Raw genomic sequence first — 15,556 nt, 5'->3', positions numbered from 1 at the left:
CTGTTGAAAAAGTGGCTCGCAGCGGGGCTGTGAGCGTGATTCAGTGTCTCCGGAGAGATTCGGAGAACGAGGCATGCGCGGTGGTGACGAACGGTCTGGCGAACTGTTCAGTTATGTTGATCTCGAGGCTCGGGTGCGGCGCGATCATCCGTTGCGCCGTATTCGGGCGATTGTGAGCGAGGCGCTGGCGGCATTGGAGCGGGACTTGGCGGCGCTGTATTCGCCGATGGGGCGGCCTTCGATCCCGCCGGAAAAGCTGCTGCGAGCGATGCTGCTGCAGGCGTTCTACTCGATCCGATCGGAGCGGCTTTTGATGGAGCGGCTGGAATACGACCTTTTGTTCCGCTGGTTTGTCGGTATCGGCGTCGATGACGCGGCCTGGAACCATTCGGTGTTCTCGAAGAACCGCGACCGGTTGCTGGAAGGTGACATCGCGGCCAAGTTCTTAGGCGCGGTGCTGGCGCAGCCCAAGGTGAAGAAGCTTCTGTCTACGGACCACTTCTCGGTCGATGGCACACTGATCGAGGCGTGGCGTCGATGAAGAGCGTCAAACCGAAGGACGGCTCGGGCGAGCCGCCGGCTGAAGGCGGCGGGCAAAACGCGGAAGCGGATTTCCATGGCCACAAGCGCTCGAACGACACACATGCCTCGACTAGCGATCCGGATGCCCGGCTTTATCGGAAGGGCAAAGGCAAGGAAACCAAGTTGTGCTTCATGGGTCATGGCTTGATGGAGAACCGCCATGGCTTGCTGGTCGACGCCTGCCTGACGCTGGCTGACGGGCATGCCGAACGGGTAGCCGCACTGCACATGATCGAGCCTCGCGCCGACCGGCACAGGCGATCACGCTCGGCGCCGACAAAGCCTACGACGCGGAAGACTTCGTCAATGAGCTGCGCTCGATGAGAGTGACGCCGCACGTGGCGCAGAACATGAGCGGCCGCAGTTCCGCGATCGACGGGCGCACCACCCGGCATAGCGGCTATGACTTGACGAATATACTGTTAGAAAGGTGAATGTGATTCCGTTAACTTTGTCTTGAATACCGTATTTCCGATCGAGATCATACTTCGTAGGCTCGTCACCATTCACCCATTGTGCATAGATGCCAAGCGGAAAATAGCTTGGCACGGCAAATCCCGCTATGATATACGCTCTAGATATTTCTGCGGAGTTGTAACGGCATTTTGGTCGGTTATAAGGTGAACAATGAGTGTCGTCGATCGGGAGATCGTCCAGTACTTCAAAAAGTCGCGTAAACGCCGGGTCCTGCTTAGACAAAAAGGTGCATGTGGTCCGAGTGACCTTTAGCGTTTGACAGAGTAGCTGCACTGTTGGCCAGTATGTCAATCTCCCCGCACCCCTTTACGTGACCTGCTCTTTCCATTTTTGTCCTCCAGTGATTGGGTTGTAAGCCTTAGCTTTCGCTAGCGACCGACAATCGCATCTGATTGTCAGCGGTCTAAGGGTCGAGCAAGGAGCGCTACTCCTTCGTTTACGTCGACATATGCTCCGGATCGAACGGCGTAAACGATGGATGTGCCAGGCGCGCGGATCTGAACGGCATCAGCGGGCAGCGATTCCATTGGATGCAAAATCCCTATGAGATCTCCCTGGTTCACTTTATCCAACACCGAGCAGCGAGGTTCGAAGATACCTCGCGCAGGCGATTTCAGCTCGTCGGACGAGCGGCGCGTTTCGAAAGTGTGGCCGGACTTCTGTTGACGGAACGTCGGATAGTCGGCTTTTCCCTTGACTATTCCGAGTGCGATGAGTGCGTTGCGCACCCCAGCTTCGTAAATCGCAAGAGCTTCGGCGCCAACCGTTCCGCCGCCAAGTTCGGGACAAACGAATACCTTGCCCTGGTTTTGGGCTAAAACATCGAACATTCCAGGCGTTTCTGGATGTTCCCAGACCAACGTCATCGGTAATTTGAACGCTTCTGCCATTCTGATCGTCTTGGCCATGAGATCGGGATCAGCAATGGGATGCGTCGTGGCCGCCGGCGCAAATTCCCACAGTGCTCCGAAGCTGTGCAGATCAAATATGGTGTCAGCCATTGGCAACAACAGGCGGGAAACTGCATCTGCGATGCGTTCGGTTACTGATCCGTCCGCTCGGCCCGGAAATACTCGATTTAGGTTCAGGCCGTCGATCGGCGTGTTCCGGCTAGACGCCTGCACGGCTGGCGGATTGAGCACTGGTACGATGATGACCCTTCCGCATGTTTGCACTTCAGGCAGCCACTCAACAAGCCGTTGCGCGACAATCGGCCCTTCCAATTCATCGCCATGACATCCGCCAGTGATGAGAAGACGCGGTCCCTCCCCTTTATTGAGGCTGATGACCGGAAGCGAAAGGGCTTCGCTGTCGATGCCTTTGGAGACAATAAGGTGTCCCTTGCTTATTCCAATCTTGTCGAGATCAAACGTAAGGTGTGATGCTTCGCTCATTGTTCAAACTTTCGTGATATGGAATTCCGAGGCTATTCGTCGTCAAGTTCCGTGCAATTTCCCGTCGGATTCACGACTTCGGTTGACACGAATTTCCTCCCGCAACGCCTCTGCGAGAGTATGCGCCAGGCTTCGTTAAGTTCGCCAATACAATGTCCCGCGTGGACCCATCGTGTTTTCAGATGACCGGAGCAAGCCTGTCCCAAGGAGACAGCTGTCGTCCCAGGCTGAACCGACATTCTTCGCATCCAAGCAGGCGCAGGCGAGTTGGACGAAGCTCAAGAATGTGATGCGGCGCGCCGGTCGTATCGAGTGGCTATCGCGCCGCCAATCCCAGGGCTTTGGCTACGCGTCGTGGATGATCGGCGGTGACTTTGGGCACCGAAGTTTCCGCGCTTGTGGGCATCCAATTTTCCCTAGTTTAGCGGGTGAAGGGGTCGGTGATCAGCCGCGTTCTTGATCGGTCGATTTCACTCCCGTAGGGCGGCCGCGCTTTTTCGGCGGCGGTGGCGGATTGATGAGCGCTTTGGAGCGAACATGCTCGGGAACGAAATCGGCGTGCTGGCGAAGCCGATAGCTTTATCCTTCGATCTGGACGACGACGGCATGGTGGAGAAGCCTGTCGAGCAGCGCGGTTGACCACGACAGGATCGCCGAAGACCTCGCCCCATTCGGCAAAGCCGCGATTGGAGGTGAGGATCATAGCGCCCTTTTCGCAGCGCGCGTTGACAAGCTGGAAGAAGACAGATTTCCACCGCGGGGCGCATCATCAGGGCGGCCTTGATGCGCCGGCTCTCGCGCAAAGTCAGTTCCTCGACCAGCAAATGATCGAAGGTCTCGATGCCGTCGATCTCGCCCTGCTCGATCCGCCGCAACGTCGAGTCGAGCGCTTCGAGAGCCCGCGGCATGCGCAGTCCGACCAGGCTCTCCTTGATGCTGTCGATCGTGGATGCCAGCATGCTCATGGCCGGCTCCCGGCAACCGCAAGTCGCTCGCCGACGGCCTTATAGAAGTCGAGCGAACGACAGGCGACACGACCGCCGAGGCGGCCCACGACAATGGTCTCGCTGGCCTTCCCCGCCCGCCTGACGCGCCACTCCCCGTAGATGAGCGGCGATCGACCCGGTGTTGCCGACGCCTTCGAGAACGGGATGGCTGGCAACCAGCCGGCCCTCGTGAGAATGCGGACCTCATCGGCAAGCCTGGTGAACTTCGACCACTCGCCGGGTTCGATCGGGAACGCTGTTAAATTGCCGCCGACCGAGACGAGACCGTCATGGCTGACACGACGTTCCGGCTTGAGAAAAGCCTCGAAGGGAACCGCCGGAACCGGCTGGAGTTACGGCTTCTCGGCCGCGAGGGCTTCACGGACGATCCGTTGTGGTGCCGTGCAGTCAGGCATTGTCGCTAGGCAGCCAGCCGAGGAAGGCGCGCATCAAAAGCTCCGTGTCGAGCCTATCTGTCTTGGCGCGCCGGTGAATTGGCGAACCAGATGAAGCGGCGGACTATCGGCTTGTCGGTGCGAAGGTCATAGCCAAGGCTGCGTCTGACGCAGGCAGCGGTCGAGTTGGAGCGCAGCGCGCCTGAAGCCGATGTGTCGGGGATAATGAGGAAGGCCTGACACCGCTCTATATGGCGAGGGAAAGCCGCTCGACATAGCCCTCTCCGGCCTTCTCCGCGTCAGAGATGTCGTTGAGACGTGCCGCGTGATAGGCGCGCCAGAAGAGACCTCCGAAGCAGCGCACGCCGCAGCCGTCGGACTCTATTCCCGCAAGCACCTCGGCAAGCGAGATAGGCAACCCGTGAGCGCCGACTGAAAGACGCTCAGACTCGCTCATGGTTGCAGGATCTCGGTCGACATCACGGGCGCGGCCAGGTGCTCACGAAGGCCATCAGGGCCGGCGCGGATCAGCGCGGCCAGAGCGACATGGGGGTTGGCCGTCGCGTCAGCGACTCGAAATTCCAGCGAGGCGATTCCAGCCTTCAGCGTCGATGCGCCTTGGGCAGAAGCGGATCGACGCTTCCGCGAAGGAACCTGCTTCCGGGGTAAGTCTCCCACCCCGGGCGGTAGCCGGCGAACCGTCCGTTCGCCACAAGCTGAAATGGATGTGCACGCCGCTGCCAGGCAAACCCCGATCGGTCTTCGGTATGAATGTGGCTTTGAGGCCGCGCATCCGCGCCGCGTCGCGGATCACTTCGCGTGTAAAGACTGCCTGGTCCGCGGCCGCAAGTGCGTCGGCCGGCGGACTCGCCAGTTCGAACTGGTGGGCTCCGTATTCAGCCGCGAATTGCTCCAGCGCGAATCCTCCTGTAGCAAGGGAGAATGCTGAAACGGCGCGGCTTCCTCCGAGTGAGAAGGCCGGCGTCGGATCCTCCTGCAAACCCTGGATTAGAGTTCGTGCTCGAAACCGGCGGTCATCGTCAATCCGAACTCCGAATTGAGATCGGCGATCGCCGCCTTGAGCTGATTGCGCGGGCAGACGGGCCATGCCTCGCCCTCGGTGGTCTCAATATCGGCAAGATGAACCTTTGCCGCAAGCCGGAGGCGGCCCGTGTTTTCGGGGTGTTGAAGATGTGCCGGTTCTCGTTGCCGCCGGGCGATACGCGCACGAAGCCTGTGACGAAGCCTCGATGCGATCCTAGAGGCGGACCGGACGGGCCCGGTGAAGCAGCGGCACACGGCCAAGCGGATATTCGAGCGACTGCGCGACGAGCATGGCTTCGGCGGCGGCTACACTGTGGTGAAGGATTATGTCCGGATTGCTCGTGCCAGGAGTCGCGAGACGTTCGTGCCTTTGTCGCATCCGCCGGGCCATGCGCAGGTGGATTTTGGGGAGGCTGTCGGCGTGATCGGCGGTGTTCGTTGCAAGCTCCACTTCTTCTGCATGGACCTGCCGCAGTCGGATGCACCCTTCGTGAAGGCCCATCCGGCCGAGACGACGGAGGCATTCCTGGAGGTCACGTGTCGGCCTTCGATCCAGTCCGGCAGCTGTTGAGTGAAGCTCTGATAGGCGAAGATGTACAAGGAGGCCGGCAGAACCGCGACGAATATCTGCGCCGGCCGGATCTCGCCAGTGGCCGGATCGATCACCGGGACGGTGGCCGGCGTGGTCGGTCTGCATCGCCGCGCCGGCAGAGTGGCGATTGCGGAAGGTGGCGCTGGCGCGCTGTTCGCAGCTAAGTTGATCGCTCTTAGCACCCTTGGAGACCGCCAGCCCAAAGCCACAGTCGTCGTCGCGGCGGACATTGACGAAGAGGGCCATCGGCGAAATCGACGTTCGCCTCCTCCGCGAGTCGGTGCACAAGCGGTACCGCCAGCATGCGGTGGAATTTTGCAAAGAATAAGATATCACGATTACATCTGCGCGGTGGGTGGTATGCCGTGGGAGTTTCAGTTTCCCTCGGCCCAGAAGGCAGCTGGCAGAGCGAGTTAGCCTTGGCTCGGCTTCTCCCAGAGGTTCAGGGTCTGCCCGATGCCTATTGCCTTTGCATTCCCAAGTACTTCGAAGCCCCAGCTAATATCGAAAACAACCATGCCGCAGGCTATGAATATCACCCTTTCCTTCGCATTCTCGCGGCCCGGCTTCTTCCCGTTGACGACGTCACCGAGACCGGTGGAGTCCTTCAAAGCGGGCAATTTGCCCGCATCGATAAGGTGGTAGAAGGGTCCGCCAATGACGCCGTTATAGTAGGCCTCCTTGTCGCCCGAGGCGATCGCATCCTCGACATAGGCTTCCTGCAGCGGTGTGTGATCATAGACGATCTTGGCGCTGGTCAGGAAGGACTCATCGGAGTTCACTGGACCCGACACGAGGATGGTGGCACCCTCCTTGATCCACTCGTCCTTAAAGTGGAGTGGTTTCAGGCGCGAGGCGGCGACGGTGATGACGTCCGCATCGCGGAATCCCGCCTCAGGCTCATCGACGCCAACCGCGTTCACGGCGTGTGTCTCGTGAATCCAACGGGCAAATTCCTTTGCCTTGTCGAGAAAAAGGTCAAAGCACACGACCTTTTGGACTGCCTTTAGCTGAGTCATGATTGCGCTGAAGCTGGCCTTGTTGATGGGACCGCAGCCCACGACGGAGACAATCTTCGCATCCTTATTGGCAAGGTGCTTCGCGGCAACACCCGGTACGGCACCCGTGCGCGCGGCGCTCAGAAGGTTTGCCGACATCAGCGCTAGCGGCGCGCCGGTGTCCTTGTCGTTGAGCATCACGGTTAGAATCGAGCGCGGCAGCCACTTTTCAGCATTGGCGTGGTTGGAACCGTACCATTTGTTGCCGCAGACGTTGAAACGTCCACCGAGATAACCAGGCATGGCCGCGAAGCGACGGTCCGGTCCGGCGACCGGCATGTTGGGGAACTTCGTTTCCTTCGGAAAGACAATGTTCATGCCATGATTGTTGTGGTTGGCGCCGCCCATCAGGTAGTCGCCCTTGCCGAGGAGGCTGAAGGTTTCCTCGCACACGTCAACGCAGCGCTCCGCGTCGAGAACGCCGGCGGCGATCATGTCGGGCTCAGAAAGGTAGAGAAAATCGATCCTGGGATACATGGAGGCAACCTCTTCTATGGTTGATTGAAGTTCGTGTTCCTGCTTCCCCGCGCGCCCGAGTCAGAAGCGGAGAAGGGGCTTGATGTCGTAGAGACGGCAGCCGGGGCTTGCCGCGTTGGCTCGCATCAGGAAGTTCAGCTTTTCGATGCGCTCTCCCGAACGCGGTGCGCCATTCTTCTGGAAGGGCACTTCGAGACCGACGGAAAGATCCATCACTACGTCGTCGACGACGCCGCCGGAACGGCCTGAGGGAACCGAGATCATCCCGTGTTCGCGGGCAAAGCGATGCGCATCCATCGCCTCGGAGATCGTGCCGACCTGGTTGGGTTTCAGGATGAAGCCGTCGACGGCACGGGCTTCGTAGGCGCGTTTGAGCAGGGCAGCGTTGGTTACGATGAGGTCGTCGCCGAGAACGATCGTGTGGGTGAGCTCCCTAGCCGCCTTGCTGTAGCCGTCCCAATCGTTCTCATCGAGCAGGTCCTCGATGAAGACGAGATCGAATTTTTCGGTGAGCGCTTTGGCGTATGCGATCAGTTCATCGGTCGACACACGCTTGCCCTTCAGCAGATAGGTGCCGGTATCGCGGTCGTACATTTCGCTGGAGGCGCAATCGAGTGCGAAGGCAATGCGACCAGTATAGTCGCAGGCGTCGATCGCCTCCTGGATTATCGACAGGATCACCTCCGGGTCGTCCGAAGGGGCCGCGTAGCCATAGGAACTCGCGACTTGCGGCTTGTGACCGAGATGTTTCGTCAGGACGTCAGAGAGCTGCTGGAACACTGCAACCGCCATCTCGACGGCCAAGTCCACGCTGTCGGCCCCATAGGGCACGATCAGGAATTCGTTGAAGGCCTGGGTCAACGTTTCGTAGTGGCCGCCATTGATCACGTTGAAGCAGGGCACCGGTACGGTACGGATATCCCTGCCGGCAATGTATTTGTAGAGCGGGGTTCGGTGCGCGTCGGCCGCTGCACGAAAAGCCGCGATTGAGGCCGAATAGATGGTGTTGCCGCCAAGATTGCGCTTGTCCGGCGTACCGTCGAGCTCAATCATCTTCTCGTCGATGGCGCGCTGGTTGAACACGTTCATGCCGATCAACGCCGGCCCAATGACGTTCACTGCGTTGTCAACGGCCTTGTGGACCCCCATGCCCTTGTAGCTCGCCAAGTTTTCGTCGCGCAGCACGAACGCCTCGTGCATGCCGACCGAGGTCCCGGTGGGGGCTGCGCCCCGGCCGATTGCGCCGCTTTCGGTGCGGATCTCGACCTCCACGGCGGGTCGGCACTTGCAGTCAATGATCTGCTGAGCCCGGACGGATGCGATCCTGTCTTCCATGGCTATCGACCCCCCTCAATCGCCGGGACGAAGAGGATGTTGAGGTCACAAAGGTTGGTGCCGGTGTTCCCGGTGAAGATCGTGGAACCAATGGCAGAGAGCGCCTCGAAGCAGCTATGTTCGCGTAGCGACTGATAGAGGCTGACCCCCTTGCCAGCGGCCGCCTTCAGGCTGCTGGAATCGGTGATGCCGCCTGCAACCTTCGTCGTCCCGTCCGTGCCCTCGCTGTCGATCGAGAGCAGACACGCACCTTTCGTCTTGGCCGCTGTGATGGCGAAGCTCACCGTCATTTCCTGGCCCGGCCCGCCATGTCCCTTGATTGAGCTGTTGTCGAGGATCTGCGTCGTGACTTCGCCGGAACTGAGCATCACGCAGGGCGGCTTGACCGGATTGCCGTAGCTCTGGATTTCCCGCGCCATCGAGGCGAAGAAGGTACCTGCATCGCGACTCTCGCCTTCCAGGAACGAGGTGACGATGATGGCGGGAATGCCCATCTCCTCGCAGGCCTCCTTGGCATAGATGCAGGAGTCCGGCAGCGTGTTGAGCAGGAAATAGGTGTTGTCGAGGAAAGCTTTCGGCGTTTCCTTGTCAGGACCGGCATTCATGAGGTAGTCCACGACGCTCTTCGGCAGGCGGTCGGCCACGTCGAAGTTGACGATCGTGGCGCGCGCGTCGTCTAGCGTCGTCGGGTCAGGACCGATCGGCGTGCTCTTGTAGGCCGCATAAGGCACAGCGATGTCGCCAGTGGCAGGTGAGCCTACCGCGTCGCTGATGCCGAAGCCGATCAGCTCGGCGCCGACGGCCTGAATACGTTTTGCGAGCATCCCGCCGTTCAGCGCCGAGATATGCCGGCGGACGGCGTTGACCTCGACTATGCCGGCCCCGGACTTCAGCAGAATATCGGTCGTGTCGATCTCGTCCTGCAGAGAAATGCCATCGATCGGACAGGACATTAGGGCGGAGCTTCCACCGCTGATCACCGCAATGAACAAATCGTCCGGCCCTGCGTGATCGACGATCTCAATCATTTTCTTAGAGGCGCAGAGGCCCTCTTCGTTTGGCAGCGGGTGCCCGCCGACGAACACTTCGGTCTTATTCAAACGATCCGTCTCTTCGCTGATCTTGACGATGGCGACGCCGCGCGTCAGGCGGTCGCCAAGGACGTGATCCACTGCCATTGCCATGTGATTGCAGGCCTTGCCGGCGCCCAAAAGATAGACGTTGCGTTTCTTCGAGAGATCCCAGGAGCGCGTGCCGATATGCAGCACGCTACCCTCCATCCGCATGATACTGCGGATGCGCCGATAGCTATCCAGCCTATCGAGTGTCCGATCGGCAATTTCGAGAACGATTCGGCGAGATGCAATGTCACCCTGTCCAAGGAGTTCCTCTGAGTTTCGGATTTTCCTCACTGGGGCACCCAAGCTTAGATTGCGATGAAAGCGCGCGGCGACAGTGGTTGATCAATGAATGATTTATAGACGATTGTCAAACAATCATTGGACGGATAGCCGGTGGGAGCGCAGGGTTATCTTCCCCGATTGCGTGTAGCTCGCTTCCTGTCCATTGCAGCAATTGGCGGAGAGAACCGCCGTAGCGCACACGCAGCCGTCCACTCGGCGCCGCGCGCCCGCCGCTAGCAATGCTCGATCTCGATTATAGCTGCCCGCCTGTTTCAGGAAGGTCCCCCGCATACCCTTGATCGCTTTCGACCTCGAGACCCGGCCTCTGCGCGGGCAGGCACAGTGGATCCATAGCGTGTCGGCGCCGAGCCGGCCTCTCGCCGGACCTCGGCAGGCCTCCTCGCTGCGTAACAATAGAGCCGTTTGAAGAGAGGGTGCCTGTGCCCGATGACGCCTTCCGCATCGAAAGTTCCATTAGCCGTTTGTGGGCGGCTGCCAGGGCCTTGCTCCGATCGGCACCTCGGCCTGCGCAACACGTCGGCCTTGGCGAATCGGCGGCTGATGGCCGCGAGATCGGTGCGCGCCGCCTTCCGCCATAGGCATCGCGCCGGCTGGCGCAGACCGGGCCGATCGCTCGTGTACATCAGCCGGCGTGAGGCATCGTCCGGCAGCTGGCCGGGCTCCGCCGCCTCGGCAAGCCGCAACAGATGAGCAACTTGCTCAGGCGGCGCGCCCGGTGAAAGGCCAGGACATCGTCCCGACCCGCCCGACCGTCTTGCTGCCGCGCCGTTTGACAAGAAAGCGCGCCCACACAAGAATGTCGCGGGCGTGGGAGCGCCACGTGTTCGGTGACTGGGCGCCCCTCCCCGGACAGGCGCAAAAGAAGCAGTTGAGGTCGCCCGCCAGCTTCACGAGCCCGGCCGGCTTGCACTGTCGGACTTTACCGACATGGGCAGCCTGGGTGTGCCGATCACCGGCGAGCGGCTCGATCATCTGCTCTACCACTTCCGGCTCGCCTCGTCAGGCTTCGAGCACGCCCCATTTGGGCGGCGAAAGCTTCGTGGTTCTGGCGGAAGGACTACAAAACGCACTCTGGTCGCTCGGCGGAGCGCCGCTCTATCACCGCAGCGACAGCCTGTCGGTCGCCTTCCGCAACCTCAGCGCCGATGCGAAGAAGGATCTCAGCCGCCGCTACGAGGAGATCTGTGTCCACTACCGTCTGACGCGGACGCGCAACAACGAGGGGATCGCCCATGAGAACGGCGCGATCGAAAGCGCCCATGGCCATCTCAACAATGCGATCCGCAACGCCGTTTTGATGCGAGGCAGCCAGAACTTCGACGATCTCGGCGTCTCTCTTGTCTTCATCGATGAGATCGTCAGCCGCCGCAATGCCAATCATGGCAAGCGCATCGATGCGAGCGTCCTGATCTGCAGGAACTGCGCGACCGGCCGACCGGCGGACCAGCGACTTTGAAGAGGTGGTCCGTCACCGTGTCACTAACTGGCGGCTTCACCTTGCGCAAGGTCTTCTACACCGTTCCCTCCCAGCTGATAGGACATCGGCCTGGCGTCCGGCTGTTCGACGATCGCCTCGAGGTCTTTGTCGGAGGAACACACCTGATGACGCTGCCCAGAGGCCGTGGACGTGCCGACGGTCGGCACGACCAGGTCGTCAACTATCGGCACGTCATCCACTCCCTGCGCAAAAAACCGATGGCGCTTCTCAATCTCGTCCATCGGGACAAGCTCTTCCCGCGGCAGGAATACCGCTGGGCCTTCGATGCGCTCATCGAGCGGCTGCCGGACAGGCAGGCGTGCAAGGTCATGGTCGAACTCCTGGCGCTGGCCCATGATCGTGGCTGCGAGGGCGCACTTGCCGAGCAACTCGCCGAGACCCTCGATGCTGGCGAACTGCCCAATATTACCTTCCTGCGAACATTCTTCGCTCCTGACCCCGCCCAGTTGCCGACCGTCTCAGTGCAACTTGCTTCCCTCAGTAACTAAAAGCCCTGATCGATGCTGGAGACGTCGCATGAAAGACGCTCATCCGATCGATGAAGCCCGGCTCGGCATCATGCCCGACGATCAAGACGCTGTGGCCGCAATTTGCCGAGCAGGCCGATCGAGAGGGATGGCCCGTCGCCCGCTTCCTGTCGGCCATCGCCAGCATGAGTTGGCCGAGCGCGATCGGCGCCGGATCGAACGCCATCTGGCCGAAGCGCATCTGCCGCCTGGAAAGACACTCGACAGCTTCGCCTTCGATGCCGTACCCATGGCCTCCAAGGCGCAGGTCATGGCCGTGACCTGCGCCGGCGACAGCTGGCTGGCAAAGGGAGCCAATATCCTGTTGTTCGGCCCGCCCGATCCCGCGTCATAATGCACACCTCGCCATGTCATTGAAAAAGCATCGGCCGCGACGTGCGCTGCCAGGAGAACGGAATCGATTGCGCCGAGTCACCTGCCGCCTAGGGTCGGTTCGTCCGGAATCCAGACTTCCGGCAGAAAGCCGCTGGCATAGAGCTGCCCTAGACACGCCGCCGTCGATCGTGTCCGTCTTGATCTCAGCATGGGCGATGATGCGCACCTGCTTCGAGTTGCGATCACGCACATATAGCGCCACAACTGCCGCCGCTGAGCTTGCGTTGCCTGTAGCCTCAATCACCACGATGTCATCCGGCGACAGCTTTGCGGCGAAGGCCCCCAGCAGATCACGTCGCATGTCGACACGACCCAGCCGCCCGCATCCATTAGACGGTTCGACGCCGTTTTTCGAGCTGGCTCGCGAACCTGACGATGGCCGAATTAATAGCCCCGAACCCGGTCAACAGCGGCAGGAACGACGCCGGTGTGACGATAGCTTTGGATATTTGATGCAACAATACGCGCCGCGCTTTCACAATCCGTAGGACCAGAAATATGGGGCAGCACGGTGATATGGGGATGAAGCCATAAGGGCGAATCGCGATCGAGGGGCTCCTGGTCGAAGACATCAAGGACAGCGTGAGAGAGATGGCCGATGTCAAGTAGCTGAACCAGCGCATCGGTGTCGATGATTGGACCACGTGCAAAGTTTACGATGCTCGCCCCAGCTTTCATCGAGGAAAGCCGCTTTGCATTTAGAAGCCCTTTGGTCTCTGGCGTCAGCGGCAAGAGACAGATCACGATGTCAGCTTGGGTCAACAAGCGATCAAGGCCCTGGTTCCCAAAGTAAATATCAAAAAAGCTTCCCGGCTTCGGTGTGCGGCTCCACCCAGCAACACGAAACCCGACCTGCTGAAGAGTTCTTGCCGCACACGTTCCGAGCTCACCCGTTCCGAGGAATCCTATCATTAACTTGGATGGATGCCGATATGGACGCGCCTGCCACAAGGATTGGCGTTGTTGGCGGGCATACTGCGGCATGTCGCGCTGAAGGTAAAGACTCGACGCTAACACTGCTTCGGCCATCGTCCGAGACAATTCTGGATCGACTAATCTTACAACCGGCGGCCCTCCTGGTGCAAGTTCCGCCATGAGCCTCTCGACACCGGCCCACACACTGTGAATCCACCGTAAACCTGTCATTTCAACAAGCTCAGCTGGATCGGGATTGGCTACAATAGCAATCTCCGCAAGCTTCCTTTGGTCGTCACTCATTTCTCGAAAGGGAATGACGTCTTCGCCGGGAAGCAATGAGCTCAAGAGGCTTGTCCAAGTATTCTCCTCCTCCACACTGAGGCGGGAGACGAAAGCGATCGGCGAGCGAACATATTGATCTTTCATTTTCTGCATATCCTGGGATTCGAATGTCAGTTCCGGGGTGAGTTAAGAGGCAAGCCGAAGCCAATCCGTCCGACGAAAGTGCCTACCCTCATACCTACAGCGCAATTCTGCTGAATAGCCTCCGACACGCGTAGATTCGCCCCGCACGAGCGCCGCTTCGGCGTGACTCAACCCGCACACCGAGGTGGTAGCGACGCTGGGCTAGTGGCTCTGCCATTTGACAGCCTGACTCTTTAGATGCCGCCCCTACCAACGATAGCGATTGAAACAGGTGGAGCCGGTCAATCGAGGCACCTTATGTGTAACCGTTGATCCTCGATTGTCAAACAACAATTTTAGGTTTTGTTTAGGGATGGATCGGATTAAAGGCGAACCTCGCCTGTTGCTTCCGCATCATGTGAACCATTCGACGCTGTCTAGGATGATCGCGGCTGATGCTGGCGATTTGAAGCCGAGCATTCGCCGGATGCGGCGGTTGATGCGCCGATGGTCCTGTTCGATCCGGTTATTCAGGTATTTACTCTTGCGGATCCGGATCGGCTTCAGCCGACGCCCGGGAACGATCCTGCAAGCGATTTTTGATGTCACAGGAAACGAGCCTCCTGGTTGGTCTGGCTACCATCGATGACAACGCGGTCGGGCCGGCCCGCGCTTTTCTGAAGAACCGCTTGGCCGCGGGCAGGTCACGCTGCTCGCTGAACCAGAATTCGACTGTGTCGCCGACACTGTCGATGGCGCGGTAAAGATACATCCAATGGCAGCGGACCTTGATGTACGTCTCGTCGACATGCCACTTCCCGGTCACTAACGAACGAAATGCAGGCTCAGACCGACTTCGTTGCTAATCTGTTCATCGCGGCGGCTTGAACTGGACGCCCCCCGCGAGCAGCGCCTGAGCTATCGTAACCTTGGCAACGGAGACATATGAAATAGAGTGCTTGCACATTATGCCACCTGTGTCGTACTCCCATGCCATTCGGCAGCGAACGCCGATAATACTAATTCAACATCTTCGTCAGATATCCCGGCGTGTGTGAGCAGCCGTATTCTGAATCCACTATACGGTCGGCAGGTTATGTTTCGCATAGCCAAGCGACGGCACCACTCGGACGCTGATACGTTCGACGCCGAAATATCCGCGAACAAGATATTCGTAGCTGTCGAGCCGGGATCACATATGCCGCTATTGATAGCATGAAGGCCCTCGGCCAAGCGGCGAGCTCGCCGGTGGTCGTCGACAAGCCTTTCGACCATAGTATCAAGTGCCACGATACCAGCGGCGGCAAGGATGCCCGCTTGGCGCATCGTGCCGCCCAGCATCGTTCTAACCTGTCGGGCACGTTCAATGACGGTTTGGGAGCCACACAACACAGATCCCACCGGGGCGCTCAATCCTTTCGAAAGGCAAAACGTTACCGTATCGGCATGGCGCGCGATTTCCGAAACATCGACTGAAAGTGCAACAGCAGCATTGAATACCCTCGCGCCGTCCATGTGCACGGCGGAGCCAATTCCCACGGCCACCTCGCGCACGGCTTCTAAATAGTCCAACGGCAGCACGGCTCCGCCAGCAGCGTTATGCGTGGTCTCCACACAGATCAGCGCGGGCCGCAGTTTTCCAGCATAACCCCCGGTGCCTTGAAGCTCTGCCCTTAATAACTCAATACAAATAGCGCCACGTTCGCTTGGCAGCACGCGATGTGGAATTCCAGCTACTGAAGCACTTCCGCCGAGTTCGCTTCGATAGATGTGAGCGCCGGATTCCACGATAATTTCGTCGCCTCTGCCCGTCTGAGCTAAGATCGCACAGAGATTTCCCATCGTCCCTGTAGGCACAAGGATGGCAGCTTCTTTTCCAAGGATGGCCGCTGCTTTACGTTCGAGAGCGTTTACGGATGGATCGTCACCATAGCCATCGTCTCCAACTTCGGCTTTGGCCATGGCTTCCCGCATGGCATCGGTCGGGCGGGTTACGGTGTCGCTTCTAAGATCAATCATCTAGTCCTCAATTCAACTCGATCCGAGCTGTCGGCGTACCAAGTTCTTTT

Annotated in this window: 8 protein-coding genes and 10 pseudogenes; 4 read left to right on the top strand and 14 right to left on the bottom strand. The window is 59.5% G+C overall.

The features are described from left to right. Positions 1-73: 73 nt before the first annotated feature. Positions 74-1,013: pseudogene (locus NKI79_RS31025) on the top strand (IS5 family transposase); the annotation flags it as partial. Between the two features lie 441 nt (positions 1,014-1,454). On the opposite strand, the gene NKI79_RS31020 reads toward NKI79_RS31025, so the two are convergent. The 5 genes and pseudogenes from NKI79_RS31020 to NKI79_RS31000 all read right to left on the bottom strand — a co-directional run bounded on the left by NKI79_RS31020 (position 1,455) and on the right by NKI79_RS31000 (position 4,942). After that, positions 1,455-2,453: a succinylglutamate desuccinylase/aspartoacylase family protein gene (locus NKI79_RS31020; protein ID WP_352806970.1), complete on the bottom strand. Its 999-nt coding sequence runs from the start codon at positions 2,451-2,453 to the stop codon at positions 1,455-1,457. Between the two features lie 444 nt (positions 2,454-2,897). Continuing rightward, positions 2,898-3,418 (bottom strand): annotated as a pseudogene (locus NKI79_RS33380) (ATP-binding protein). Next, positions 3,415-3,834, bottom strand: a pseudogene (locus NKI79_RS31010) (Mu transposase domain-containing protein); the annotation flags it as partial. The pseudogenes NKI79_RS33380 and NKI79_RS31010, both read right to left, overlap by 4 nt. 247 nt (positions 3,835-4,081) lie before the next feature. Beyond that, positions 4,082-4,291 (bottom strand): hypothetical protein, encoded by a 210-nt coding sequence (locus tag NKI79_RS31005; RefSeq protein WP_352806968.1) that lies wholly within the window; start codon positions 4,289-4,291, stop codon positions 4,082-4,084. Then, positions 4,288-4,942: pseudogene (locus tag NKI79_RS31000) on the bottom strand (hypothetical protein). The gene NKI79_RS31005 and the pseudogene NKI79_RS31000 overlap by 4 nt, the downstream one beginning before the upstream one ends. A gap of 53 nt (positions 4,943-4,995) precedes the next feature. Here NKI79_RS31000 and NKI79_RS30995 point away from each other — a divergent pair. Further along, positions 4,996-5,427 (top strand): annotated as a pseudogene (locus tag NKI79_RS30995) (IS21 family transposase); the annotation flags it as partial. Here the strand turns inward: NKI79_RS30995 and NKI79_RS30990 are convergent. The 5 genes and pseudogenes from NKI79_RS30990 to NKI79_RS30970 all read right to left on the bottom strand — a co-directional run. Beyond that, a pseudogene (locus tag NKI79_RS30990) lies at positions 5,416-5,566 on the bottom strand (IS21-like element ISCARN4 family transposase); the annotation flags it as partial. The pseudogenes NKI79_RS30995 and NKI79_RS30990 sit on opposite strands and share 12 nt — an antisense overlap. 317 nt (positions 5,567-5,883) lie before the next feature. Continuing rightward, positions 5,884-7,005, bottom strand: a complete 1,122-nt coding sequence (locus NKI79_RS30985; RefSeq protein ID WP_352806965.1) for a tyramine oxidase subunit B — start codon at positions 7,003-7,005, stop codon at positions 5,884-5,886. Between the two features lie 60 nt (positions 7,006-7,065). Next, entirely contained in the window at positions 7,066-8,340 is a 1,275-nt protein-coding gene (gene eno, locus NKI79_RS30980; RefSeq protein WP_352806963.1) for a phosphopyruvate hydratase, read from the bottom strand. 2 nt (positions 8,341-8,342) lie between these two features. Next, complete coding sequence (locus NKI79_RS30975) at positions 8,343-9,752, bottom strand: glycerate kinase type-2 family protein (RefSeq protein WP_352806960.1); 1,410 nt, start codon at positions 9,750-9,752, stop codon at positions 8,343-8,345. A 711-nt stretch (positions 9,753-10,463) separates the two neighbouring features. Next, positions 10,464-10,736: a hypothetical protein gene (locus NKI79_RS30970; protein WP_352806975.1), complete on the bottom strand. Its 273-nt coding sequence runs from the start codon at positions 10,734-10,736 to the stop codon at positions 10,464-10,466. On the opposite strand from NKI79_RS30970, the pseudogene NKI79_RS30965 reads away from it, so the two are divergent. Continuing rightward, positions 10,644-11,782, top strand: a pseudogene (locus NKI79_RS30965) (IS21 family transposase); the annotation flags it as partial. The gene NKI79_RS30970 and the pseudogene NKI79_RS30965 sit on opposite strands and share 93 nt — an antisense overlap. Continuing rightward, positions 11,779-12,108: pseudogene (locus NKI79_RS30960) on the top strand (ATP-binding protein); the annotation flags it as partial. The pseudogenes NKI79_RS30965 and NKI79_RS30960, both read left to right, overlap by 4 nt. 95 nt (positions 12,109-12,203) lie before the next feature. Here the strand turns inward: NKI79_RS30960 and NKI79_RS30955 are convergent. The 4 genes and pseudogenes from NKI79_RS30955 to NKI79_RS30940 form a co-directional block, all read right to left on the bottom strand. Beyond that, positions 12,204-12,483 (bottom strand): annotated as a pseudogene (locus tag NKI79_RS30955) (IS110 family RNA-guided transposase); the annotation flags it as partial. A gap of 65 nt (positions 12,484-12,548) precedes the next feature. Next, on the bottom strand, positions 12,549-13,508 hold the full coding sequence (locus NKI79_RS30950) for a 2-hydroxyacid dehydrogenase (protein WP_352806959.1): 960 nt from the start codon (positions 13,506-13,508) through the stop codon (positions 12,549-12,551). 346 nt (positions 13,509-13,854) lie between these two features. After that, positions 13,855-14,313: pseudogene (locus NKI79_RS30945) on the bottom strand (IS6 family transposase); the annotation flags it as partial. A 140-nt stretch (positions 14,314-14,453) separates the two neighbouring features. After that, a complete protein-coding gene (locus NKI79_RS30940) occupies positions 14,454-15,506 on the bottom strand; it encodes a GntG family PLP-dependent aldolase (RefSeq protein ID WP_352806958.1) in 1,053 nt (350 codons plus the stop codon). Positions 15,507-15,556 lie beyond the last annotated feature (50 nt).

The organism is Mesorhizobium sp. M0340 (assembly GCF_040321535.1).
Lineage (GTDB): Bacteria > Pseudomonadota > Alphaproteobacteria > Rhizobiales > Rhizobiaceae > Mesorhizobium.
This window is presented reverse-complemented; position numbering and strand designations above follow the sequence as displayed.